Origin of the sequence: Mesorhizobium sp. ISC11, from assembly GCF_037162595.1 — a bacterium.
GTDB classification, from domain to species: Bacteria; Pseudomonadota; Alphaproteobacteria; order Rhizobiales; family Rhizobiaceae; genus Mesorhizobium; species Mesorhizobium ciceri.
In genome coordinates this window covers 557,823-580,544 of sequence record NZ_JAVSPW010000001.1, presented here as the reverse complement: position 1 = coordinate 580,544, position 22,722 = coordinate 557,823, and the positions used below count along the sequence as shown (strand labels likewise).

The window sequence follows — 22,722 nt, the reverse complement described above, 5'->3', positions numbered from 1 at the left end:
TTGCGCCAGGGCGGGAGCGGTTGGCTCTGCCGGCGCGAGAATTTATCGGGAACCTTCACCAGGCCGCGAGGTTGTCCCACCAGTCGCTACGCGACGAGTTCACAGACAATGGAGACAAACCATGTTCATGAAAATCCTCGCAGCTTCGGCGCTCACCATTGGCCTGGCGACATCGGCCATGGCGCAGAGCAATGGCACAAGCGGCACCGACGGATCCGGCGGCAGCGGCAAGTCGGTCACCGTCGACCCAAATACGCCGGCTTCGCCGAACACGGTAGACCCCGGCACGACCAACAGTACGACGGTAGCACCGGGCGCCACGAATTCAAACGCGGATGAAAATTGCCCTGCCCATCCGCAGGGCGCACAGCCCGATGCCAGTGGAACGTCGCCGGGCACCACCGCGCCGACAGTTAACGACAACCATTGCGGCAAGTAGGAATTGCAATGAAAAGAAGCCGCGGAGCGAGCGCTCCGCGGCTTCTCAAATCCTGTCGTATCAGTGTATCTACGGCACCGCTTTTTCCCGAACCGGCAGCTTCCACCCCGGCCTGACGAAGTGGCAGGTGTATCCGTTGGGGTATTTCTCCAGATAGTCCTGATGCTCGGGCTCGGCTTCCCAGAAGGGGCCAACGGGTGCGACTTCGGTGACGACCTTGCCCGGCCACAGGCCCGAGGCATCGACATCGGCGATCGTGTCCTCGGCGATGCGCTTCTGTTCGTCGCTGGTGTAATAGATCGCCGAGCGATAACTCGTCCCGACATCGTTGCCCTGGCGGTTGCGGGTCGTCGGATCGTGGATCTGGAAAAAGCGTTCCAGCAGCGTGCGATAGCTTATGATGGCCGGATCGAAATTGATCTCGATGGCTTCGGCATGGCTGCCGTGGTTGCGGTAGGTGGCGTTGGGCACGTCGCCGCCGCTGTAGCCAACACGGGTGGAAATGACGCCGGGATAGCGCCGTATCAAATCCTGCATACCCCAGAAGCAGCCACCGGCAAGGACTGCGCGTTCGGTCGAAGTCGCCATATCACGTCTCCTCAAAGGCAAGTTTGTCTGGACATAGATGGGCATTGTCACCTGCTTCGTCCAGCGGACCGGCGGATCTGCTTCAGTTGCTCGGTCGGGCGAGGCCGTCGATAGCACCCGGCAACTGCCGCGCGCCAGGCGGAATGGCTGCGAAGCTGATCGCCACCGGCGGCGCCTTGAGCGACCAGTCGAAAAGAACGGTTTTGACCGGGATGTCGCCCACCCACGCCTGCAGATAAGATGGCACATCGCGCCCGGGCCAGACCAGCAATATGCCATGCTCGCGCAGCCGCTCCTTGGTGATCCAGGGGGCGTACTGCATGTTCAGTTCGGTGAAGATCGACGGCTTGTCATAGGCATTGAGGCCCGCCAGCGGCGCAATAAGGGCATGGCCGCCGACGATGTCGAGCCGATCGGGCGTCGCAGCGTGCCAGACAGCCTCTGCCTCATCCGAGATCTTTTGCGCCGGCCAGCAGACGGCGTCCATGCGCCCACGCAGATTGCATTTCGTCCAGCGGATGCCCGCATAGGCACCGGATATGCCGACAATGGAGATGAGCGCGCAGATCGCCAGCTTTCGCATCTCGATGGCGCCGAGGCGATGGCCCAGCAAGGCGAGCGCCACAACGCCAGCAAGATTGTACATCGGCGCGCCCCAGGCCTCGCCGGCGCCGGTGAACAGGGACGCCACCATGACGAGGATCGCCGGGCCAACCCCCATCCACAAGAGATAGACCAGCGTGCCGCGCCCGACGGGCTTTTGCGGCGCGGGCGAGCGCCGCAGCAGCCCTGATATCGCCAGCACCAGAAGAAAGCCGCAGAGCCCAGCCATCTGGACGCCGATATAATAAAAGCGGGAGCGATGGGCCACCACCCACTGATCGCGCCAGGCGGCATAGGTCAGCGGCAGGAAATCGACGCGGCAGAGTTCGGCGGCCAGTGGAGCGGCGACAGCGCCGAAAACCGCGAGCCCGAGCCATGGCCAGGGCGTGGCGAGCCGACTGCGTGCGCGTGTGTCCGACAGCAGCCAGATCGCCCCGAAAAGCAATAATAGGCCGGTGGAAAGCTTGGCATAGAGCCCGACGCCCGACACCAGCCCGAGCGCCAGCCACCAGCCCGGCCCACCACCACGGCCCGCACGCCACAACAGCCAGCAGATAGCGGCCCAGAAGGGCATCTGCGCGTAGTCATGATTGAACTGTGGGGTCGGCCAGCCGAAGAAATAGAGCGACGGCATCAGAAGCACGGCGGCCAGCGCGCGGGTTCGCCCGAGCATGTCGCGGGCCAGCAGATAGACTAGCACGAAAGTGGCCGAGATCGTTAGCTGAGCCACGAGATATTGCGGCCAGCGGAACGATCCGGTCAGAAGATGGCTGATCTCGAGCAGCCAGCCGGGAAGCTGTGGATGCTTGTAGGTCAACAGCACCCATTCGCGGCCCCACATGAAGCCTTCGACGACATCGTTGGGCGGTGACACGTCGACAAGCGCGGGCGCCACGGTCCAGCACAGGATCTGTGTCAGGCATAAAAGCGCCAGGCCGGCTTCTGGATAGCGCGTCAGCCCCTGCCAGATCGACGACTGCCGCCAGTCGCCTGGAACAGAACTGCCGACCGGCAGCCAACCGTTCATGGGTTCGTCGATTCGCGTCATGCGGTGGATAAATCACACCGGACGGTTTTTGGAACAGCCCAGAACTCGAAGCTTACGAAAATGTATACTTGGGTGACCATGGCAAAACCAAGATTGAGGCAGAGTTTCGCGCCACCATGCCGCCTCTCTCATCATCACATGCCAGCAGGACAACAATGGAACACGCCGTCCCGGAGCGCCCTGAACATGCCGGGCACGGCGCATCGGGCGTGATCGCGGCAGGCGTCGCCTACGCCTGACCGGTTCCCGTCCCCAAAAAAGCATCCAGGATTTGATAAATGCGCCACCACCATGCCATCATCCACTACCGTGCGCTCGATTTCTGGATGGCCCGTGCGGCCGTTCTCGTCATCATCTGCCTGCAGCTTCTGGTCATCAACAATCTCTCATTCGGGCCGCGCTGGCTAGCGCCCGCGCTGGAGGCCGCTCTGCTGCTGCCCTTGTCGGTGGCCACCGCCTGGACACAGGCCGCCACCCGCAAGGCGGTCGAGGACCACGAGTGGCATGCGATCGGCCAGTTTCGGGTCATGATCCGCAGAACAGCCCTGACCATGACCGCCATCATCAGCATCATGAACTGCGGTTCGCTGGTCCTGCTGGTGCGTGCCTTGCTGGAGGGCCATGGCGGCAACAGCGGCACGACGCTGCTGATCGACGCACTCAACATCTGGGTCACCAACGTCATCGTCTTTGCCTTGTGGTTCTGGAGCACCGACCGCGGCGGCCCGCCGACCTGCGGCCTCGTCAAGCTTGCGCAGGCCGATTTCCTGTTCGCGCAGATGACGTTGAACGACCGTGACCTCCGAGATTGGCTGCCCGGTTTCGTCGATTATTTCTTCCTCGCCTTCACCAATGCGACAGCGTTTTCGCCCACCGATACCTTGCCCCTTTCCCAGCGCGCCAAGCTGCTGATGATGGCCGAGGCCATGATCTCGCTGCTGACCATCGCGCTGGTCGCGGCACGCGCGGTCAACATCCTCGCTTGATCGGCCCGACACGCGAAATAGCCCGCCCGGCGCACCGGAACGGGCTATTTTGGGTTGCCTTCGACAGTTGAAATGCAGCGCCGGACTAGTGGCGTTTGCCCAGCCTGTAGCTGTTGCCGCCCAGCAGGTTCACGCCGAGCCCGCTCAGAACGCCACCGACGATGCCGGTCTTGTTGCCGTTTAGAATGCCTGAGACGACATTGCCGCTCAGGATGTTGTTGCCGCTGAGCACGTCGTTCAGCGCGGTGATCTTGCCAAGGTCGATGGACGGCGAAACATTGATCAGGCTGCTCGAATTGCCTCCCCAGCCGCCCGAACCTCCGCACCCACAACCTGCCTCGGCGGCTCCAACGGACGATGCAACTGCAACAGCGGCGAAAATAACAGTGAACTTGTTCATGAAAGCTACTCCCGTTTGATGATGGAGATGGCTTCCGTCTTCTGTGGTCTACCTCTTGCTTAACAATATATGAACACTTCATGCGCTCAAGTCTTTATCTAGTTTCGGTGCTTCAATCAAAAATTAACAATAATCATTATGCATAACCGACATGATTAACTTGCTTATCACAACGGACGACGACGAGACCGGTCAACTCGAATGCCGCTCAGCAATGGCCGATCGGAAATGCAAAAAAGCCCGCCCCGGCGTGAGCCGAAGCGGGCAGCGGTCGGTCCTGGAAATGAGAGCCACGCCGCGCCAGGTCCACCTGTCTCGGTAATTCCGTCAGGCAGCAGCCAACAGACGACGCGGTGCCAACAGCTACTCCTCCACCCCTGGCTTGAATCTCCGCACCACAAACTCGAACAGCACGTCCGAAATCCACATCGCACAGACGCCGATCAGGAAGGCGGCCGCCAGTGTGGTGGTGTCGTCGGCGGGATCGGGCATCGGCAGGCCGGCGATCCTGGCGTAGGAAACCGCCGGCAGCGTCAGATAAGCTGCCGCAAGCGCACCGCAGATCGGCGAGGCCACCATTTCGCGCAGCTTGTAGCGATGCCGCGACAGCGCGCGCAGAACGCCGCCGGCGAGACCCGCCGCCACGACCGGTCCCTTGATGCCGAGCAGGTCGAAAAGATCGTTCATCATGGCCTCCAGCCGCAAAATTTCTGGCCCTTTTCGTTGTGAGCCAGGATCGCCGCCACCGACGCGTCGGAAAGGGCCGCCGCCTCTGCCCTTGTCGGCCGGATGGGATGCCCGGCCGCGCAGAACGATCCGCCTGATGTGGTGCAGCCGGCCAGCAGGAGCGAGAGCGCTATGATTTTGACCATCTGGCCAGCCTCCCTCTGTTGTCGTCCGGCGCCCGGCCGGCGACGGCATCGTCGATCTCCTGGGCTTCGGTGCGCGCCGCGGCGTCGGCGGCATCCTGCCTGGCCTTCTGGTTGGCCTTGCCCTTGGCGTAGGCCGTCCAGACACCGGCGAGCGCGGCGCCCATTGCCAGAAGATACGGCCAGGCCTGGCCAAGCAGCGCGAAAGCGAGTGTTCCCATCTCATGTCTCCTTGGCCGGCGCGACCATGCCGCGCGGCCCGTCACGCACCGCGTTGATGATGATCTTGGCAAGGGCAATGGCGCCGCTGATCTGAAGGGCGGTGCGGTCGCTCACGCCGAGCAGCGTCCAGTCAAAGCCGGCGAGCGCGCCGCCGCAGATGATGGCGATCAGCGTGTTGAGGAGATTGTGCAGCGCATTGGTGTTGAACCATGTCATCGAAACAGGCTCCCGAAAAAATCGGCGATCTGATACCGGACGGCCGCGAGCGCTCCGGCCATGAGAACGAGGATGCCGGCCACGGCAGCCGTCTTGCCGCCGGGCGTCGGCTGCTCGAGACGAACCGACGGCGCCCCATTGGCCGATGTTTCGACCCTGGGCGGCGCCGCCGCGGTCACCGGTGCGGCGGAGCGCTGCGCCGACATCAGCAGGGCCTGAACCCGCACCGACCTGACCCGATCCGACCAGCCGCGCCCGAATGTTGCCCATGTCGGCAACCGCTTCAGGAACGCCAGCCGCGCATCGCAAAGCGCATCGATGGTCACACCGGCCGGCTTTGCCTTGGCCGCCGCGACGGTGACCGGTCCGATCCGGCCGTCCTGCGCAACGCCGACGGCCGCCTGCAGATATTTGGCCGCCCGGCCAGGCCCGCTGTTGACGGCGAAATCGAATACCGCGTGATCGACGCCATCGGGCAACTCGGCGCCGAGCACAGCGTCCCAGTAGAAGCGGCGATAGACGGTGGCGACCTGCGCGTCGCTGATCGCGCGCAGATCCGCCTTTGTCGCGCCCGCCTTCACATAGCGGCGGAAGCTGGCAAGCGTCACGCCCTTCATGGTGGCGCCGCCAGGATCAGCCGGATTGTCCGACCACCCGCCTTCCGATTTGAGAACAAGCGCAAGCGCCCGCGCGAAGTTGCGGTCCATGGTGTTTCCTTTCCGCCCTTCCGGGCAGTTGTTCAGTTTTTGATTTTTGGTATGTTCGCCGGGTGGAGGTTAGGCTTGGCGCGGGCGATTATGATTCTGGATATCATTCGCCAAGTTGGCAGATACAGACTTAAAATTCTGAGTATCGGCAAGAGAATCGTGCGCTCGGTAAGTCATTGACGCACCTAGGACGCGCAAAAGCACATATGCCTGACATACAACATTTAGTTTTAGGAGTCCTCATCGGCGCCTTCTCTATCGCGTGGGTAGTTATTGCCACGATAGGGGTGCGGCGAGAGACGCGAGCGTACAACAAAAGCCTGAGAGACATCGATGAGAAGCTCCGTCAGGATAAAGATCAATGAATGAGTCTTCGGCGCGTTGACGCTGCGGAAATGATCAACAGGACTTCAGTCGAAGCGCCGCGACAACTCGTGCTGGATACAAGTAACTGAGGTCGGAGTTCGAAAATTCAGTTTCAGCTAGTTCTTTTTGAAGACGAACAGCTTTGTGTGAAACGATACTGGACTGATCACTAAGTCGATCGCGCGTCGTAAGGTCACCATCGGTCGCGACCGGCTCTCATACAATGGTTCAAGCAGGCGCTTGAACAAATTGCTTTCCCGCATCAACCCCAGATATCCGCCCCTGGACCGACTTTCCAAAAGCCGGAACCCCATCCCGCTGATCGTTCTAATTGTGTCGTTCGGGGTGAAGGCAAATTGGTAAAATCGAGCCATGTCCGCGGCACTCACATCTTCGTATCGACCGAGCCGCATCTTTAGACGCCTCAATGGCGACACGCTGGGGACAGTTAGGAAAAGGAGTCCGCCAGGTTTCAGCACTCGGCGTACCTCCTCGATGATCGATGCGTAACCATCCTTGAAATGTTCGATCACCCCTAAGGACCACACCCCTTCGAAAAAGGCATCCTCGAATGGCATTTCTCGCACGTCGCCGAGAACGATATTAAGTTCGGGGGCGTGCTTCTTGATTCTAGCGATGGTTACGGGGGCAAAGTCTAGTCCGTATGCCTCGAACCCGGCGTGATGGAGCCCAAAGACTGTGTTTGCCACACCGCAGCCTGCATCAATCACTCGATCAGGCGGGCTTAAATACTTTCGGGTAACATGCTGGACAAAGACGCTCTTTTTCCGAATGTCCGTTGCTGTTAGGGATTGCGCCCAACGATCGTCCCAAAATCCTTCGTCGGCTGGTTGGTCGATGAATACAAGACGATCATGCTGCCGATCGAGATATACCTGCTCCACCATTCATTTGCCTCCCCCAAGGCGCCGCTCAACGTCAGTTCATTTGCCGTAGTCTCGACCCACAATCGGAACAGCCGGAATGCTGGTATGGAAGCGCCCGAAGAGCAGTACCCACACCAAGACCTGAATCGTCACGAAACCGACGAATGGCTGCCGTGCCTGCGCAAGAACATTCTCCAAGGCATTCCGGTGCGCATAGACCCCAATCACGCTGCCGAGGATGATCCAGAAGAAGAACCACATACCCTTACTTTTGAGCGAAGCATGATGCAACGCCACCAACGCTCCGCCATAGATCAACCCAAATACGATCACAACGGGAATACCGCCAATCGCCCACGCCTGCCCCCAGAATGTACCAGCCAAGCCGTACAACGCCTGTGAAAATATCTGGGTCTGGAGCACCGTGTTGAACCCAGTGCTGTCGAAGCCGAAGGCCGACGGCTGAATTAGCAGTTGCGCCAAGGTATCGCGAACCGTGTTCCACCATGGATAGGTCGTGCTACTCCTAATCAGCCCTTCGATGTTTTCATGAGTGCCGAAGGCTTCCCAGGAGGCCACCATAGCCATCGGATCAGAACCGCCTGTCAGCATCCTGCCAAACGGCAGGTCGCGTTTGTAGGCCAGATAGAAGGGCTTCATAAAGAAGATGATCGCAAGCGTCGCCAGCCCGATCGCCCATGCCTTCCAATGCAGGGCCGCCTTCGTTATCGGCCACTCCCACAATAACACGATGGCGAACGCCATTGCCAAGATCACCGGGACCGTCCGATCACCCGCGATCGCATTAAGTGCGACCATTAACGCAAAGATGGCTTGATAAATACGAGCGCCGCGACCCCATGGCCTATCGAAATAGATTGATGCCAGAAGACCGATGCCGCTGACCCAACGCCACACGATGGAAATGAGCCCACCGACGGCGTCATAGATGTCGGCACGCTCCATCGCGTACCACTCAAGTCCAGCCCTGTTTGCCATCCATGCATAGCAGGCTAAAGAAATGATCAGCGCGCACCGAATGAACCAGATGACCCGCATCGGGTGCAGTTGGTAACAAGGGGGACGCCTGCCGCCCACAGACGAAGGCATCAGCAGCAGCGCCAACCCGAACCCTAGCCAAGCAGCGACCATCACCAGAATTGCTTCCGACGACGCCGGCTCAAGATATGGCACCAATCCTTTCGCGCTCACAGGCCGCGTGAAGCCAATCAGCGCGGGCACCGAATAAGCAAGAAGGCCGATATAGCCAATCGCTACAACAGAAACCCGATTGTGGCGGGCCACAAGTATAAAGGTGGTCACGGCCACCATTGACCACAGAGCGAGGACCATATCTTTCGTTCGACTATTTGGATCAAAAAAGCAACCTAGGCGATTCGGTCATTCACAACGACAAAGTCACAACTCGAAATCGCCCGCCCAACCGACTGTCGCGCTGACCACCCATGAGCCCGTTGCGTATGCCTCCAGGGTTACACGCTCGCCGGGATCGAGAATGAGATATTTGCCTGCACCGCCGCCCTTGATCGTGTCCGTCCCGTTGGGCTCGATGTTCATGACATGGGTTGCGTGTACCCCGGCAAAGCCGATCCGAAGGCCAGGCACGGCAGGCGGCAGCGTATGTGTGCACGTCGCGCCGGCGCCGTTGTTGTGGCAGAGTGCCCGGTTGTGAAGCCCGGACAGCGTTGTGTTAACGCTCAGATTGATCGGCACACTCGACGTCCCCTGCAGGCCGGGATTGTTGCCGCCAATAAACCTGGTCACGGTGCCGGCCGTGATGGAACTGCCGGTGCCATCGCCAACCCATTCCGTCATGTCAAAGCCATCGACCAGCATTTCGTCTATCGCGCCGCCGGTGGTTACCCGAAAGGCAACGCCAATGGAGGTCGGGTTCTTCAGGGCGATGTCCCTGAGACTGGCTTTGCGCAGCCGTTGGCCCACCGAAAGATTGAACCGGACGCCATGCGACTGGGTGTTTCCCCTGATGCCAGAAAGGCTAAGGCTCGCCGGTGTCACTACGTTCGCAACGACAATGGCGTCGGTCGAGCAGTTCATCAACGTGCCCGGGCCGATCGCAAGTGGCGTCTGGTAGGGCGCGGCGATTACGGCTGTGGCACCTGACGTTCCGCCCGTGATAGTCTCGCCAGCCCGAAAGATGCCGGCCGAACCGCGCACATAGATGCGCTGGGTCGCGCTGTTTGCCGTTTTGGCAATCGCAGAGGTGCCTCCAGTGATTGTTTCAGCGGCCTGAAACGTTCCGCTTATCGGCAAGACCCTCAGCACGTTGGCAAAGAAGTCGACCAAGATGCCCGTCGCGCCGGATGAACCGCCTGTCACCGTCTCACCGAGTTCATAGTCGAGGGTTGAACCGGTAATGACGATTTCAAAATGTTGGAACCGCAGGGTTCCGGTCGAGCCAGAGGTGCCGCCGCTGACCGTTTCGCTAATCGCAAACGATCCAACTTGCGAGCTGAGGGCGAACTGATATTCGCCGTTTGGTTCCAATTGCAGGGCTGTGTTGTAGCGATCGATGTACCAGTTATCGAGCCGGCCCGACTGAATCTGAACGCCGAAGACGTTACCGGCAGAACTACCGGAGAGCCGGTTGCCGATTGCCTTGACATTCGAAATGACGATCTCGCTGTTGGCGTCAGTCGCAGCTACGCCAATCAGACAGTCATTCGCCACCACGTTAGTTATGATCCCTCGCGGATCTCGCGCACCGGTCATCTCCACCCAGACACCGGCGGAGGGGCTGTCGAGATGTGCATCGGCGAAAACCCCGTCGACCAACACGTCGGTGGTGTTTAGATTCCCCGTATAGGTCAACACGACACCGTCGCGTTTGCACTTCGCCGACCGGATGTTGCGCACGATCGGCTTGCGGACGCCGGCCACGTAAACCGTGTCGCCAAACTCGCCGCCGGTTGGCGTGACAATGTTATAGCCGTCAATGTCCTCAATCGTCGGGCTGTCGACACAGAGCGCCATCACACCGGCAAGGCCGAGATTGCGGACTTTCACGCCGCGGATTGTCGGCCGCTTCCGGCGTGCACCAGTGGAGAGGCCGACGCGAATACCGATAGAAGCCTGGTAGCCGGCATGTGATCCACCATCAATCGTGAGGTCCCCGTCTATCAGGACGTCATCGGCAGCGATATCGATGACGGGATGGTGGCCGGTAACGGCACCGACTGGCGCGCGCAGGATCAGGGCAGAGCCGCCCAGGCATTCGACGCGCTTCTTCGCTGTCGAGATCGTATGGTTGCCGTCGGTCTGGTAGGAGCCGTCAATCAGCACATGCGGATAGCTGCCCGCGAGCAGTGCACTGATAGCAGCCGTGGCATTTGTACCATTACCACGCGCCCCGAGCATTGATGCCGTCACCGGGGTCGAGGCGAGCGTATAGCCTGTCTTCGTCATGCCATCGCTCAGCATGATCACCAAATCCCCGACATTCGTTCCATTCTTGCGGTACACAGCGCCACTGCCTGCCACCTGAGAGCTGTCGTAGAAGGCGCAACCGCCGGCGAGTATGCCTCCGCCGTCGCCTTGGTCGCGAATTGCGGATCGAGCACGGTTGTCATGGCGCCCGTCGCTACGTCCGCAGCGGCCTGGGCCTGGTCGATGATGCCTTGCGCGGCTGCCTGGATATCCCCGACTGTGTCGTCGGACTGGTAGAACGACAGCACAATGTCGTCGGTTCCGATCACGTCAACCGTTTTCTGAGAAAAAATTCCTAATTCGGTCGAACCCGGCCGCATCCCGCACCACGCCGATCTTTACGCCGGGTGCCACCTGCTCGACACGTCCCAGGCATGGCTGCGGCGCAGTGCCTTCGAATTCGCCGATGGCGCTGACGATTTCCTGGCCGTCAGCATCGGTGATGATGGTGGCGTAGCGGGTCATGGTGTCTCTCGGATTGCGAAATGAGTCATCGGGCGAAGGATGGCATTCCTTGGCGCCCCCGCTGTCCCGCCGACGTTTCCATGTGGCGCAAATGAAACCGGTCCAGAAACAAAAAACCCGCCTCGGCGGCGGGTCGTTGGCGCAACTCAGCACCATGGGCAAAAATGTAGCATAGCTGCACTCACCCCGTCAACCACTTTCTGAGAAAAAATTCCTAGTCTGGTCGAAACTCCCGCGCTGAGCGACGCTGGCAAAGCGCGTAAAACCCTGCTTTTGCCGGCGGCTGGTCATAAGCCGGCAGGTGTGAAATCATTCGTCGAAGCTCATGGAATGATTCCCGTCGCACGGCCTTGTGGGAGAGGACGATGGACAGACCAGCCATGGCATCCGTGTTCAGGATGCGGCATGCACCAGCCACGGTTTCCGGCGTGTGCAGCACCGGCCAGGGTCAGGCCGATCCAGTCATCCGCGTGCGTTCGCTGGGCGAAGCCATCCGTTTCGTCGCCAACGCCTACCCCCAATACGACGTCGGCGCCGTCGCCATCAGCTGTGGGGATGTTTCGATCGGCAGCCTCGGCAACCTGGAGGTCAAGGCGCTGTGGCGCGAATATGGCGAACGGCTGACGCAGGAATAGGCATTCGCCCGCAGCCTCTCTGGAGCGGAAATGCCGCTCGTGCGTTTCAACCCCAGCCACGGGAGCAATCGCCATGAATGTCGCCAACCTGCAACTCGAAGGCCTGTTGATGGCCGTCGCCTCGATCAATCGTCTCCTGGTTCAAAAGGGGGTGCTGACGGCGGAGGAAATCGACCTGGCCCTGCGCAAGACCGAGGCCGGCGAAACCAACGAGGAACGATCCGAAGGCATGTCCGCATCCAGCCGCGACGCCGTCAACTTTCCGATCCGGCTGCTGGAACTCGCCAACCAGTGCCAGCCGGAGGCGGAGCTGCCGTCCTTCTCAAAGCTGGCCCGCATGGTCGGCAAGATAAAGGAACCCTACAACGACCAGCTGTGAACGGTGCCGGCGGGCCGGCATGCGTCCGCGGTGGCCCACTGCCCTCGCCTCAAGCCCTGCCCGGCCATCCCAAATTGAGCGAAAGCACCTTGCCCGGTCCATGTACCGCCGCAAACAGCAGTCCGGCCAGGAACGAAAAATGGTCGATGAAGAAGCCGAACTCGGCCTGGTTGCCGGCCCAGTGGCTGGGTCCGTGGAAGGCAAGGGCCAGGAACAGCACATAGGCGGCGGCGACAAGGGCCGCCTGCGTGAAGAAGGCGCCGGTCAGGAAGCACAGCACCAGCGCGACTTCCAGGATCGCCGCGCACCAGGCCAGGAACAGCGGAAACGGAAAGCCGGCGGCGGCGATATAGCCGGCGGTGGCCGCCATGCCCATGAATTTGAACGTCACCGCCATCAGGAAGACGCCGGCGAAAATCAGCCGGGCGATGAGAAGGGCCGCGGTCTGCCACGGCGATTGAGTGATTTGCGACGACATGCTCGTTCTCCAGCTTTGCAGGTTGCTCGCTCCTAGGACGCGCGACTGGAGCCAGATCCGACACGCCAGGCCAATTTTTCTCGACAGGGCGCTTGCCGCGGGTCGAAGCAGGCTTCGAAGCCTCACACCGACGGCAAGGAGCGATCTTCGGTTTGCCGGCCGACGGTATAGCGTTGTTTGCTCAAAGGGGGAAACGGACATGGCCAAGGCATTGACCATTGGCGCACCGCGGCATCCGGCGATGAGCACCGCCTACGAACAGGAATGCAGGGATATGCTGGCTCCGCATCTCGACGCCCTGCTCCGCAAGGTCGAGGCTGCCGGCTGGGACCGCGGGCAGGCCGCCTCGGCGCTCATGTATCTCGCCGCGATGCGGCTGAAGCCGGCCTGACGACACGCCGGCCCGAACGGCTCTCCGGCGCATCGCGATTGAAACTTGTTGGTAATCACGAATGTGATATTGTTAGCCGGGGCTAATGCAGCGGTGTGCCGGTGCAGCAATTTTGGGTGGGCTGAAATTTGCGAACAAGCGTCAGGTTTGGGGCGACACCTCGTGGCGTGGGGTCGGCGACGCTGGAATGCAGCGGCTGCGGCGGCGCTGGCCAGGTCTTCCAATGTCCGCGCTGGACGAGTTCCAACGGCCATTGTTGCCCTGCCGGCACCCACCGGCGCGGCTGCCCCGGCCTCAGCGCGGCATGCTCCGAATGTGACGGCGACCACGCTGCCGACGCCGACCCGATGCGGCCATCGGCCTGATACAGGCCGGTTGCAGCCTGGCCATGTCGCCTGGTGGAACCGGCGGCGCCGATCTGTGTTATGTCGTGTTGATCGCGGGCGCCGAAGGTTGCGCGTTTCCCCGACAACAGAAAGCGAGGCCTGAGATGGCTGACGACAAGTCGAAGACGAAACAGGACCGCAAGCAGGTCTCGGGCGAAGAGCCCTACGAGGTTGCCGCCTTTGCCCGCAAATACGGCATTCCGCCAAGCGAGGCACAGACCATCATCAAGCGCTACGGACCCTCGCGCAAGAAGCTCGACGCCCATATGGCGGCCCGCGGCTAGCCGAAACCATTTCGCCTGGGCGGCGTTGAAGACGCTGCGGGCCGCGTCAACCGGGCCTGGTGGTACGGTGAACAGGATGTCTTTTTCCCGGTTTCTCATCCTGGCCAACGAAACGGCAGACGAGCATCTGTCCCACCCGGCCCGCAGCGCCACGCATTGAGGGAGGTTGTCATGTCCGACACCATACGCAGGACCGGCAGCTGCCTGTGCGGCGGCGTGCAGTTCGAGGTTCACGGCGCGCCGCTGCGCGTCGGCCTGTGCCATTGCAAGGATTGCCGCAAGGCCGGCGGTTCGGTCTATTCGGCCTTTGCCATCTGGCCGCGCGAGGCCTTCGAGACCACCGGCCTCGTCAGCTCCTATGGCACGCGCAGCTTTTGCCCGACATGCGGCGGCCGCGTCGCCTGGGTCGACGACAACGAGGCCGAGGTGGCAATCGGCAGCCTCGACATCGCGCCGACCGATCTCGTGCCCGAATATGAATTGTGGACCTCCAGGCGCGAGACCTGGCTGCACGCTTTGCCCGGCGCCGAACAGTTCGAGCACGACCGCCCAGCGGCGTACAACGCCGAAGCGCCGACGCCGAGATCGCTGTCGGACATCGACGCAGAGATTTGATCTCCGGGCAAGGGAACCCTGCCCTGTCGCCGACGTTACCGGACGCCTCTCACGCATGTCGCCCGGCGACTTGCGGCAATCATGGAGACGACCGTTGAACGACAAGATGTTTCCCCGCCCCATCAGGCTGAAATTCGCGCCTGAGCGCGAGCGCATCGTCCGCAGCGCCTGGGAAGGCCTGGAATGCCTCGGCGACTGGCCGGCTGGTCAGGGACGGCGCTACCGGGCGGCGTTGCGCAGCTGCCGCGATGCGCTGGATGGCTGGACGCCGCCGGAAAAAGCGATGCGGGCGGTGATCGACGCCGCGCGCGAAGCAAAACTCCTGCAGTAGTTGGAACAGGGCCATGTCCGAGCTCATTTTGCCCACACCGACGCGGATCAAGCCGCATGGCTCGGACACGATCCGCGACGTCGCCACGCTCAGGGATGCCAGCGAAATCCTGATCGATTGGCCGCAGGCCAAGCGCGGCCCGTTCTACCAGGCGGCGCGCGAGAAGGTCGAAGCCGCATTGGAAACCCAGACAGGCGCCGCCGAGGCGCAGGAAGCGTTCGCAGCGCTCTGCAGCCACGCCGGCGTCTTGGTGCGGTAGGTGTCAAAGGAAGCAGACGTCGTGCCTCGCCTGCTTTGTCATTTCGTTGGAAGCTCGCCCTGGACAATCGGCTGAGAGGTTTCGAATCCAAAGCTCTTCGGCACCAGAAGAATCAATGCAATCACGATGGCGATCGATGCAAGCAACGTGGCTGTGGCTGCAATATCTCTCACGATAATCTCTCCAAATTCCAAGTCGTGAGAAAAACGCTCCCGAGAAAACGAGGTTCCATTAGCTTGTGCGATAATACCAGTGAGCCGGCGTTTATTGCTTCGGCGGCTGGGGTGGAACTTCACCCGGCTTGATCACCGGCGTCTTGCCTTCGTCGGGGGCCGGCGCCGCCATGCCCTGGTCTCCCGTCGGGGGCGGTTTCAGCACGCCGCCGCAGTCGTTGAGCTTCGCGGTCAAATTGCCGTCATCGGCTTGCTTTTCAGGCTGCTGTTTTGCCTCTTGCCCGGTCTGAGCCCTGCATTTGTCGGCCTGCGGCGCCTGGCTGTCGTTCTGCTGCTGGGCTGCGGCCGGCACTGCCAGCGCCAGCATAAGGCCGAATGGCATGATGGCGAGAGTTCTCATCACTGCCTCCTTCTTTCTTTCACGGTCGCCTGCGGCGACCTTCCCTTCACAGGGACAACGCCTGTCGACGAAAAAGGTTGGCCGCGTCGCCGGGCGGCATTGCAACCAAACCCGTTCGCCGGCCGTTGCGCGTGCCGGAGGCGGTCATGTTCGAAGGTTTTCAAGGCGCGGAAATCGACACCGGCGATGCCGGCATATTCTGCCTGCGTGCCGGGACCGGGCCGCCATTGCTGTTGCTGCACGGCTTTCCGCAGACGCATCTGATGTGGCGCGACATCGCGCCGGCTCTGGCCAGCCGGTTCAGCGTCGTCTGCGCCGATTTGCGCGGCTATGGCGGCAGCTCCTGTCCGGCGTCCACTCCGGACCACGCACCCTATGCCAAGCGCGCCATGGCGGACGATTTGGTGAGGCTGATGGAGAAGCTGGGTTTCAGCAGCTTCATGGTCGCCGGCCATGATCGCGGCGGGCGTGTCGCCTACCGCATGGCGCTCGACCATCCGGGCAGCATCGACAGGCTCGCCGTCCTCGACATCGTGCCGACCGCCGATGCCTGGGACCGCGCCGACGCCAGGCTGGCGCTGGGCTATTGGCCATGGTCGCTGCTGGCGCAGCCCGAGCCATTGCCCGAAAAGATCCTGTCCGGCGCCGCCGAGGCGATCGTCGACAATGCGCTCAACGGCTGGGGCTCACAGCCATCGGCGTTTCCAGCCGAAGTGCGTCAGGCCTATGTGGAGGCCCTGCGTACGCCTGCCCACGCCCATGCCATCTGCGAGGAATATCGGGCGGCAGCCACGCTCGACCGCGAGCATGACCATGCCGACAAGGCAGCCGGCCGGCGCATCCGCTGCCCGCTGCTGGCGCTATGGAGCGGTCAGGGCGCGTTGGCGGATTGGTATGCCGGCGAAGGCGGACCACTGGCGCTGTGGCGCGGCTGGGCTGAGGATGTGCGCGGCCAGGCGATGCCGGGTGGACACTTCTTCCCCGAGGAGGACCCGGCGCGGACGGCCGATCTGCTGGCCGGCTTCTTCAGTGAGACCGGTCACGGCATCTCCCCGCGATCGGAATTACCTTCGCCTTCCCTTTGATGGGGTCGAGGCCGCCTCCTTCTGCACCTTGGCCTGACTGCCTTCATCACCGGCGGCAAGGCCGGGTCCGCGTTCGAACCGGTGCAGGAAGCCGGCAACGACCAGTACGATCAGCGTGCCGAACCCGGCCACCTGCCAAAGACCAAGGCCGCAGGCTACGCCGATCGCGCCCGCCAGCCACATGCCGGCGCCGGTCGTCAGCCCATGCACCTCGCCGCGCGAAAACATGATCGAGCCGGCGGCGAGGAAGGCGACGCCGGCGGTCACCGCCTCGACCACCCGGATTGGATCGACCTTGACGGCTTCCCGCGCGAACATCGGCGCATGCACGATCTCGATCGTCAGGATGCCGAAGGTGGCGGCGGCGACGCAGACGAGAATATGCGTGCGAAGCCCGGCCGGGCGGTTACGCCATTCGCGCTCGAAACCGATGACCGCGCCGTAGAGCGTCGCCAGCAACAGCCTTGCCGCGATGACCGGAAACGAGGTGTAGGTGGGATGGCCGAATTCCTCGACGAGCTGTTCCATGATGTCCCCTGAAGGCCTGACGCCAACAACGCGGCCGCCGGGTCACGGTTCCCTCAGGATTGTCTTCAAGGTGGCCCGAGCCACGACGATCGTGGCAGGCTTCTCGACGGCTGAAAGAGGTGCAGCAAGTAGTTCGGGGTCGAGTGGCCGGGTCTCGTCACTCTCGCCTCGCCTGTTGGCCTCGCCTTTGGGCCAATTCCAAGCTGCGTGCATCATGCTGACAAAATCTGTCATTGCCTTGCTCTATATGCTGGCCATCAACACCGAACAAAAGGAACGAACGATGACTGGAACAAACGGCAAGGCTCTGGCGATCGCGCAGGCCTATTTCGAAGCGATGGCAAACAAGGACGCCGGCAATATCGTCTCTATTTCTGCCGAAGACGTGGCCTGTATTTCTCCGGTGGGCGAGCTTCAGGGCGTGCAAGCATTCCGTGGCTTTCAGGAAGGCTTCGCCAAGATGATCAAGAAGCTGACCCTGCTCGCAGCCTTCGGCGACGATGAGCACGCCGTCATTGTCTACGATGCGGAAACCTATCCGGTTCCGAACGCGATCGTGGCCGAGCACATCATCGTCAAGCACGGCAAGATCGCATCGACGACCGTGATTTACGATGGCACGCCCTTCGCCGAGTACATGAAAACGGTTCAACCGCACTGAGCCGCGCCGGCAGAAAGAAGTCCCCCAATGACTATCATTGCCCCTACGACACAACGGCTAGGCACCTTGGCCGAGGTGGTCGCCTCCACACCGAGCCCTGCTATGAGACGCATCCAGTATGACCGCTACGGCGGCCCGGAATTGATGAAGCTCAGGGATTTCGAGCTTCGCACCCCCGGAAAGGGTGAGGTTGCTGTCAGGGTCAGCTTCGCGGCCATCAATCCCATCGATTGGAAAGTGCGCAACGGTGCGCTGAAGATGGTGACGGGGAAAACCTTCCCGCGCGCCCTGGGCAGCGACTTTTCAGGGACCGTCACCGCCATTGGTCCCGGCGTTTCGCGCGTCAAGGTTGGTGATGCCGTGTTTGGCCTCGCCCCAATCAAGGATGGTGGCGCACTCGGCGAAGCCGTGATCGTGCCGGAAACCTTCATTGCCAAGAAGCCGAACTCCATCTCTTTCGAGGAGGCGGCGTGTCTTGCCACCCCCGGCATCACAGCCTGGAATGGCCTCGTCGACAAGGCGCGCCTGAAGGGCGGGCAGCAGGTCTTCATCAACGGGTGCAGCGGCGCCGTCGGTGAATCGGCGGTTCAAATCGCCCGTATGCTCGGCGCCACGGTGTCGGGCAGTTGCAGCGCGCAAGCGATGCAAAGGGCTGTCGACCTCGGCATGCAAAAAGTATTCGACTATCGCACGATTGATCTGTCCAAGCTCGGCGCCCGCTACGACGTCGTTTACGACACCGCTGGCATCATGACGGTGGCCGTGGGCCTCGGTTTGCTGCGCAAGGATGGCATATATCTAGACATCAAGCCGACGCTGCCCAAGTTCATCCGTGCCCTTTTCACGCGGCAGCTGAAGCCGATCATATGCACACCGGGGGCCGACATCCTGGATGGCCTTGCCCGGGCCGCAGGGGAAGCGCAACTCAAGCTGCCGGTTGCCGAGATTGTTCGGCTTCAGGACGCGATCCCCTTGGTGATCGCCCTTGAAGGAGGCCGCAAACTGGGCGGAAAAGCCTTGGTATCCATGGCCTGACAGCTCGCTGCCAAATTTTGGCACCAGCTGTGCTAGGATAGTTCCATGTCCAAGAGCAACCGGCTTTTCGAGCTTATGCAGATGTTGCGACGGCACCAACGCCCGGTGCCGGGCACGGAGCTTGCGCGCGAAGCCGGGGTTTCTTTGCGGACCATCTATCGCGACATTGCCGCCTTGCAGGCTTTGGGCGCTCAAATCGAAGGTGAGCCGGGCTTCGGTTACATTTTGAAGCCCGGCTTCCTTTTGCCCCCACTGATGTTCTCAGAGGAGGAAATGCACGCGCTCACGCTGGGGGCGCAATGGGTGAGCCGGCAGACAGATGCGGGACTGGCGCGCGCCGCGGAAAACTTGCTTGGCAAGATCGGCGCGGTGCTCCCTGTCGAGCTCCGCCCAATCCTGAATGAGAACGCCTTCCATGTCGGCCGCGCGCCAGACCATGCAAACGAGATCGATATGCAAATGGTGCGCCAGGCGATGCGCGAGCAACGCAAGCTGCTGATAACCTATCATGACCCGAAGGGGCCCGAGACCGAACGGATCATCTGGCCGATCGTGCTCGGCTTCGTCGAAACAAAGCGCTTTATCGCCAGCTGGTGCGAGTTGCGGCAAGACTTCCGGCTGTTTCGCATGGATCGGGTTGGCCGGGCGAAACTACAGATCGACCGCTATCCGGGACGCCGTCGTGATCTCGCCAAGCAATGGCGGGCAAAGGTCGATAGCGAAAACGCGAACACATCTCGCGACGGCAAACCCCGCGCTTAATTGGCGGCCGCCAAGAGCCCGACCCTCAAGCGCTCAGGACGTTTCGGTTTCAGGCAGGTCGGCGCCCAACTGCGGAACGATGATCGAATCCAGCGGCGCCGTCAGCGACCAGCTGAGATGGCCCGGACTGCGATCCAGCACCGCCAAGCCGTTCAGCGATTGCGGCGCGACCCGTTGCAGGACGACGGTGCCGAAACCCTTGCGCGTGCTTTCGTCTTGCCGCCCCCCGGGCCGCTCTCCCTCACGCACCGGCATCGTCTCGTCCCAGAGCAGATGGATTTCCAGCTTGTCCGAAGCGCCTTCGACGATCCGCCAGGTGATCTCCAGCCGCCCGGCCTCGCTCGCCAGCGCGCCATATTTGGAAGAGTTGGTGCCGAGTTCATGAAACGCCATGCCGAGATTTTGCACGGCATTCGGCTGCAGGGTCAAAAGCGGTCCGGAAAGCGATACCCGCGCCTCGTGGCCGAACGGCTTGAGCTGCTCCTGGGCAAGGTCGAAGAGGCTGGCGCCGGCCCATTCCGAGTTCACCAGCAGATCGTGCGACCGCGACAGCGCCATGATGCGGGAACGGATCATCTCCTCGAACTCGCGCGGATCGGTCGAGCGTTTGCTGGTCTCCCGGATCATCGAGAGGATCACCGCGAACTGGTTCTTGACGCGATGGTTCACCTCGCGGAGCAAAAGCCTGATCCGGCGCTCGCTCTCCTTGCTGGCGGTGATGTCGCGGGCGATCTTCGATGCGCCGATGATCTCGCCGGACGCGTTCCTGATCGGCGAAATGGTCAGCGACACGGCGATGAGGCCGCCATCCTTGCGCCGGCGGATCGTCTCATAGCTGGCCAGGAGTTCGCCCTTGCGAACCCGGCTGATGATGTCGGTCTCTTCATCCTTGAGATGATCGGGGATGAGCATGAGCACGGAGCGGCCGACGGCCTCTTCGGCGGTGTAGCCGAACATGCGTTGCGCCGCCGCGTTCCAACTGGTGATGATGCTGTTCAGGTCCTTGCTGACGATGGCGTCGAAGGACGAATCGACAATCGCCGCCAGCCGAGCGTGGGCAGTGATTTCGAGCAGGCTATCGACGCTTGCCAATTCTGTCATTGCCCCGTCGTGGCCCCACCTTGCCGCCTCCCGCCAGCGTCTGCGTGAGGATTCCCCTCCTGCCAGAAATGCCTGACCGGGCATTTTGGTTGCAGTCGGTGCGCAACATTCCGCATTTGCGGTCGCGGACACGCATGTCACGATAATGCCCGGCCCTCCATCTCGGCAATGCCTCTGCGGCCGTAAATGCCGATCCAGTCGAGCTGCTGTAAGCCCGGTGGCCGCTTCGCCCTGTCCGTCTCATCGGCCTGCTTCTTCGGAGCCGGCGTCGTTGGGCGGCGCAACGGGCACTGCATCGGCGTCGGGATTCCTTTGCGGACAGTCCTCGTAGCTGTGGTCGCGCCCGCCGCAGAAGGAACAGCACATGGCCTCGCGATCCCCGCTTCCGGGCCGCCATTGCGGAGTTTTGTAGGGCTTCCTGCCATCCATCCCCAGCAATGCACGACGGACCATTTGGTTGCGCTGCCACAGACGGCGAGCCGGCGGTTGCGGAACCACCCGGCGGGATGCGAGTTTCGGCCGATATGTCCATTCGAGGAACAGCCATGCCAATGCGCCGAATTGCCTTGACGGCAGCGATCCTGCTGGCCGCGACCGGCCTCGCCGAAGCCAGGCCCGACACCCGCACGATGAGTTGCGACCAGCTCCGGCAACTGCTCCAAAGCCGCCATGCCGTGGTGCTGACCACAGGCCCCAACACCTATGACCGCTATGTCAGGCAGTTCGGCAACGAATGCGACTGGCCGGAGGTGCCGATGTCGGCCTATGTCCCGACCCGTGACGGCAGCTGCCCGGTCTACCGCTGCGAGGAACCCGTCACCAACTTTCCGGACTGACACCGCGCTTCCAATCGGCTTTGCCGCCGCAGTGCGTTGATCCCGGCGCGCGAACCGGCTAGGGGTGGGGCGCAACGTGCATTTTCCCGCTTCGTCTAATGGTAGGACAGCGCCCTTTGAAGGCGTGAATCGAGGTTCGAGCCCTTGAGCGGGAACCAGCAACCAAGCGCTTGGCTGGTTCGAAGCCGCGCGCAGACTGGCCAGCCGGCTTCAGCACATTAGCGCGCGCTTGTATTTCACTCGAAGCAGGATCATCATCCAGGCCGTCAGTGGCTTGAAGGGGTACAGCGCATGGAACTGAGTTGCTTTGACGGGGGCGTCCTTGCGTCGACGATGTCCCTGAACGTCACGGCGGTTTTCATGATATTGGCCGCATTTGCCGCATTTCGGCTGCTTGCAATGTCAGGCGAAGGTTCTGTCGACCAACTCCAGACGGCGTAGCCGGCAGAGAACCTCCCGTGCAGGAGAACGGCATATGGCCGCGAGAAAGGTGATAGCCGTCAAGGACTGGTCTTGCGGCATGAGCGACGAGCTTGGCCGCGTCGTGCTGACCATCAACCCGACCGAGGGTGAGCCCATCCTGGTTTTGATGACAATTTTCCAGGCGGCAAGGATGGCCGGGGAATTGCGGGCGCCGAAACTCGTCTCCATACCCCGGTGATGCCACGCCCCTGGCAAGGCGGATCAAGCTCGCCGGGGCAGCCCCAACGCCCCCAGCGAGCCCTGTTGCTCCGTTACGACGAACAATGGAGCAATTACTGCTTTACGGATTCGGGCGCCGTCAAGTTGCATCCGGCTCCTGAAACCATTTCGCGGACCCCGCGTTGACCACCGGGCCGACACAGGAGACATCTCATGACCGTCAACTGCCGCATATCGATCGACAACCGGCCGGAGGCCACGGACGCGGTTTTTCAGGCGGTTCCGCGGATCGGCGAAAGCGTTGCGCTGTCGATCGATGGAACCACGCAGGATCTGCGGGTATCGCGTGTCGTGCACGTCACCAATGGCAGCCTGGAAGGTGCCGCGATCGTCGTCGAAGTGACGACCAACATCCTCTGAATCGAGAGTTATGGTCCGCTGGGCCGGTCGGCACCGCGTTGCGGCGACCGGCAGCCTGAA

34 protein-coding genes and 1 tRNA gene are annotated in these 22,722 nt (G+C 61.8%); 17 read left to right on the top strand and 18 right to left on the bottom strand.

Annotation, left to right across the window (positions count from 1 at the left end):
- The first annotated feature begins 121 nt into the window (after nt 1–121).
- Entirely contained in the window at nt 122–439 is a 318-nt protein-coding gene (locus RPF88_RS03055) for a hypothetical protein (RefSeq protein WP_013530794.1), read from the top strand.
- 69 nt (nt 440–508) lie between these two features.
- On the opposite strand, the gene msrA is transcribed toward RPF88_RS03055, so the two are convergent.
- Both msrA and RPF88_RS03045 read right to left on the bottom strand, forming a co-directional pair.
- On the bottom strand, nt 509–1,027 hold the full coding sequence (msrA, locus tag RPF88_RS03050; protein WP_013530793.1) for a peptide-methionine (S)-S-oxide reductase MsrA: 519 nt from the start codon (nt 1,025–1,027) through the stop codon (nt 509–511).
- 82 nt (nt 1,028–1,109) lie between these two features.
- Entirely contained in the window at nt 1,110–2,657 is a 1,548-nt protein-coding gene (locus RPF88_RS03045; RefSeq protein ID WP_013530792.1) for a glycosyltransferase family 39 protein, read from the bottom strand.
- A gap of 299 nt (nt 2,658–2,956) precedes the next feature.
- Between RPF88_RS03045 and RPF88_RS03040 the strand changes: the two genes are divergently transcribed.
- Nucleotides 2,957–3,664 (top strand): hypothetical protein, encoded by a 708-nt coding sequence (locus RPF88_RS03040; protein WP_127369710.1) that lies wholly within the window; start codon nt 2,957–2,959, stop codon nt 3,662–3,664.
- Nucleotides 3,665–3,749: 85 nt separating this feature from the next.
- Here the strand turns inward: RPF88_RS03040 and RPF88_RS03035 are convergent, their stop codons facing one another.
- The 11 genes from RPF88_RS03035 to RPF88_RS02985 form a co-directional block, all read right to left on the bottom strand.
- Nucleotides 3,750–4,064 (bottom strand): hypothetical protein, encoded by a 315-nt coding sequence (locus RPF88_RS03035; protein ID WP_013530790.1) that lies wholly within the window; start codon nt 4,062–4,064, stop codon nt 3,750–3,752.
- 363 nt (nt 4,065–4,427) lie between these two features.
- Nucleotides 4,428–4,751, bottom strand: coding sequence for a hypothetical protein (locus RPF88_RS03030; protein WP_013530789.1), 324 nt, complete (start codon nt 4,749–4,751; stop codon nt 4,428–4,430).
- A complete protein-coding gene (locus RPF88_RS03025; RefSeq protein WP_063168556.1) occupies nt 4,751–4,936 on the bottom strand; it encodes a hypothetical protein in 186 nt (61 codons plus the stop codon). The genes RPF88_RS03030 and RPF88_RS03025 overlap by 1 nt, the downstream gene beginning before the upstream one ends.
- Nucleotides 4,921–5,154, bottom strand: coding sequence for a phage-related exported protein (locus RPF88_RS03020; protein WP_013530787.1), 234 nt, complete (start codon nt 5,152–5,154; stop codon nt 4,921–4,923). Before RPF88_RS03020 ends, RPF88_RS03025 begins: the two co-directional genes overlap by 16 nt.
- A gap of 1 nt (nt 5,155) precedes the next feature.
- Nucleotides 5,156–5,371 carry a hypothetical protein gene (locus tag RPF88_RS03015; protein ID WP_063168557.1) on the bottom strand — a complete coding sequence of 72 codons (216 nt, stop codon included), beginning with the start codon at nt 5,369–5,371 and terminating at the stop codon, nt 5,156–5,158.
- Nucleotides 5,368–6,078, bottom strand: a complete 711-nt coding sequence (locus tag RPF88_RS03010; protein WP_337121670.1) for a glycoside hydrolase family 108 protein — start codon at nt 6,076–6,078, stop codon at nt 5,368–5,370. The genes RPF88_RS03015 and RPF88_RS03010 overlap by 4 nt, the downstream gene beginning before the upstream one ends.
- Nucleotides 6,079–6,560: 482 nt before the next feature.
- Nucleotides 6,561–7,352 (bottom strand): class I SAM-dependent methyltransferase, encoded by a 792-nt coding sequence (locus tag RPF88_RS03005; RefSeq protein WP_063168559.1) that lies wholly within the window; start codon nt 7,350–7,352, stop codon nt 6,561–6,563.
- 36 nt (nt 7,353–7,388) lie between these two features.
- Complete coding sequence (locus RPF88_RS03000) at nt 7,389–8,684, bottom strand: hypothetical protein (protein WP_063168560.1); 1,296 nt, start codon at nt 8,682–8,684, stop codon at nt 7,389–7,391.
- Between the two features lie 66 nt (nt 8,685–8,750).
- On the bottom strand, nt 8,751–10,790 hold the full coding sequence (locus tag RPF88_RS02995; protein WP_337121669.1) for a hypothetical protein: 2,040 nt from the start codon (nt 10,788–10,790) through the stop codon (nt 8,751–8,753).
- A gap of 2 nt (nt 10,791–10,792) precedes the next feature.
- Nucleotides 10,793–11,065 carry a hypothetical protein gene (locus RPF88_RS02990; RefSeq protein WP_337121668.1) on the bottom strand — a complete coding sequence of 91 codons (273 nt, stop codon included), beginning with the start codon at nt 11,063–11,065 and terminating at the stop codon, nt 10,793–10,795.
- A 1-nt stretch (nt 11,066) separates the two neighbouring features.
- Entirely contained in the window at nt 11,067–11,261 is a 195-nt protein-coding gene (locus RPF88_RS02985) for a hypothetical protein (protein ID WP_337121667.1), read from the bottom strand.
- Nucleotides 11,262–11,626: 365 nt separating this feature from the next.
- On the opposite strand from RPF88_RS02985, the gene RPF88_RS02980 reads away from it, so the two are divergent.
- Together RPF88_RS02980 and RPF88_RS02975 are read left to right on the top strand one after the other, a co-directional pair.
- Nucleotides 11,627–11,896, top strand: coding sequence for a hypothetical protein (locus tag RPF88_RS02980; protein ID WP_063168562.1), 270 nt, complete (start codon nt 11,627–11,629; stop codon nt 11,894–11,896).
- Nucleotides 11,897–11,969: 73 nt separating this feature from the next.
- A complete protein-coding gene (locus RPF88_RS02975; protein ID WP_013530780.1) occupies nt 11,970–12,275 on the top strand; it encodes a hypothetical protein in 306 nt (101 codons plus the stop codon).
- Nucleotides 12,276–12,324: 49 nt separating this feature from the next.
- On the opposite strand, the gene RPF88_RS02970 is transcribed toward RPF88_RS02975, so the two are convergent.
- Nucleotides 12,325–12,753, bottom strand: coding sequence for a DoxX family protein (locus tag RPF88_RS02970; RefSeq protein WP_063168563.1), 429 nt, complete (start codon nt 12,751–12,753; stop codon nt 12,325–12,327).
- 199 nt (nt 12,754–12,952) lie between these two features.
- Here RPF88_RS02970 and RPF88_RS02965 point away from each other — a divergent pair, with 199 nt between their 5' ends.
- The 5 genes from RPF88_RS02965 to RPF88_RS02945 all read left to right on the top strand — a co-directional run bounded on the left by RPF88_RS02965 (nt 12,953) and on the right by RPF88_RS02945 (nt 15,019).
- A complete protein-coding gene (locus tag RPF88_RS02965; protein ID WP_013530778.1) occupies nt 12,953–13,144 on the top strand; it encodes a hypothetical protein in 192 nt (63 codons plus the stop codon).
- A gap of 490 nt (nt 13,145–13,634) precedes the next feature.
- The gene (locus RPF88_RS02960) at nt 13,635–13,814 is read left to right on the top strand and encodes a DUF3606 domain-containing protein (protein ID WP_013530777.1); all 180 of its coding nucleotides are present in this window, start codon (nt 13,635–13,637) and stop codon (nt 13,812–13,814) included.
- Nucleotides 13,815–13,985: 171 nt separating this feature from the next.
- On the top strand, nt 13,986–14,429 hold the full coding sequence (locus tag RPF88_RS02955) for a GFA family protein (protein WP_013530776.1): 444 nt from the start codon (nt 13,986–13,988) through the stop codon (nt 14,427–14,429).
- A 94-nt stretch (nt 14,430–14,523) separates the two neighbouring features.
- Nucleotides 14,524–14,760, top strand: coding sequence for a DUF982 domain-containing protein (locus tag RPF88_RS02950; protein ID WP_013530775.1), 237 nt, complete (start codon nt 14,524–14,526; stop codon nt 14,758–14,760).
- 13 nt (nt 14,761–14,773) lie between these two features.
- Nucleotides 14,774–15,019 carry a DUF982 domain-containing protein gene (locus tag RPF88_RS02945; protein ID WP_337121666.1) on the top strand — a complete coding sequence of 82 codons (246 nt, stop codon included), beginning with the start codon at nt 14,774–14,776 and terminating at the stop codon, nt 15,017–15,019.
- A 38-nt stretch (nt 15,020–15,057) separates the two neighbouring features.
- Here RPF88_RS02945 and RPF88_RS02940 read toward each other — a convergent pair whose 3' ends face one another.
- Nucleotides 15,058–15,192 carry a hypothetical protein gene (locus tag RPF88_RS02940; protein WP_263484935.1) on the bottom strand — a complete coding sequence of 45 codons (135 nt, stop codon included), beginning with the start codon at nt 15,190–15,192 and terminating at the stop codon, nt 15,058–15,060.
- Between the two features lie 91 nt (nt 15,193–15,283).
- Entirely contained in the window at nt 15,284–15,592 is a 309-nt protein-coding gene (locus tag RPF88_RS02935) for a hypothetical protein (protein WP_013530773.1), read from the bottom strand.
- Nucleotides 15,593–15,738: 146 nt separating this feature from the next.
- Between RPF88_RS02935 and RPF88_RS02930 the strand changes: the two genes are divergently transcribed.
- Entirely contained in the window at nt 15,739–16,677 is a 939-nt protein-coding gene (locus tag RPF88_RS02930; protein WP_337121665.1) for an alpha/beta fold hydrolase, read from the top strand.
- On the opposite strand, the gene RPF88_RS02925 is transcribed toward RPF88_RS02930, so the two are convergent.
- On the bottom strand, nt 16,657–17,205 hold the full coding sequence (locus tag RPF88_RS02925) for an MgtC/SapB family protein (protein WP_024501608.1): 549 nt from the start codon (nt 17,203–17,205) through the stop codon (nt 16,657–16,659). The genes RPF88_RS02930 and RPF88_RS02925 overlap by 21 nt on opposite strands.
- On the opposite strand from RPF88_RS02925, the gene RPF88_RS02920 reads away from it, so the two are divergent.
- From RPF88_RS02920 to RPF88_RS02910, 3 genes are all read left to right on the top strand, one after another.
- Nucleotides 17,204–17,866, top strand: a complete 663-nt coding sequence (locus RPF88_RS02920) for a nuclear transport factor 2 family protein (RefSeq protein WP_337121664.1) — start codon at nt 17,204–17,206, stop codon at nt 17,864–17,866. The two genes, RPF88_RS02925 and RPF88_RS02920, sit on opposite strands and share 2 nt — an antisense overlap.
- A gap of 102 nt (nt 17,867–17,968) precedes the next feature.
- A complete protein-coding gene (locus tag RPF88_RS02915; RefSeq protein WP_224675784.1) occupies nt 17,969–18,901 on the top strand; it encodes an NAD(P)-dependent alcohol dehydrogenase in 933 nt (310 codons plus the stop codon).
- Nucleotides 18,902–18,946: 45 nt separating this feature from the next.
- Complete coding sequence (locus tag RPF88_RS02910) at nt 18,947–19,663, top strand: helix-turn-helix transcriptional regulator (protein WP_224621165.1); 717 nt, start codon at nt 18,947–18,949, stop codon at nt 19,661–19,663.
- A gap of 33 nt (nt 19,664–19,696) precedes the next feature.
- Here RPF88_RS02910 and RPF88_RS02905 read toward each other — a convergent pair whose 3' ends face one another.
- Nucleotides 19,697–20,764, bottom strand: a complete 1,068-nt coding sequence (locus tag RPF88_RS02905; RefSeq protein ID WP_013530772.1) for a sensor histidine kinase — start codon at nt 20,762–20,764, stop codon at nt 19,697–19,699.
- 545 nt (nt 20,765–21,309) lie between these two features.
- Here RPF88_RS02905 and RPF88_RS02900 point away from each other — a divergent pair.
- The 4 genes from RPF88_RS02900 (at nt 21,310) to RPF88_RS02885 (ending at nt 22,662) form a co-directional block, all read left to right on the top strand.
- Nucleotides 21,310–21,600, top strand: a complete 291-nt coding sequence (locus tag RPF88_RS02900; RefSeq protein WP_013530770.1) for a hypothetical protein — start codon at nt 21,310–21,312, stop codon at nt 21,598–21,600.
- 84 nt (nt 21,601–21,684) lie between these two features.
- Nucleotides 21,685–21,758, top strand: a tRNA-Gln gene (locus tag RPF88_RS02895).
- Between the two features lie 317 nt (nt 21,759–22,075).
- A complete protein-coding gene (locus tag RPF88_RS02890; RefSeq protein ID WP_013530769.1) occupies nt 22,076–22,261 on the top strand; it encodes a hypothetical protein in 186 nt (61 codons plus the stop codon).
- 194 nt (nt 22,262–22,455) lie between these two features.
- Nucleotides 22,456–22,662, top strand: a complete 207-nt coding sequence (locus RPF88_RS02885) for a hypothetical protein (protein ID WP_013530768.1) — start codon at nt 22,456–22,458, stop codon at nt 22,660–22,662.
- Nucleotides 22,663–22,722 lie beyond the last annotated feature (60 nt).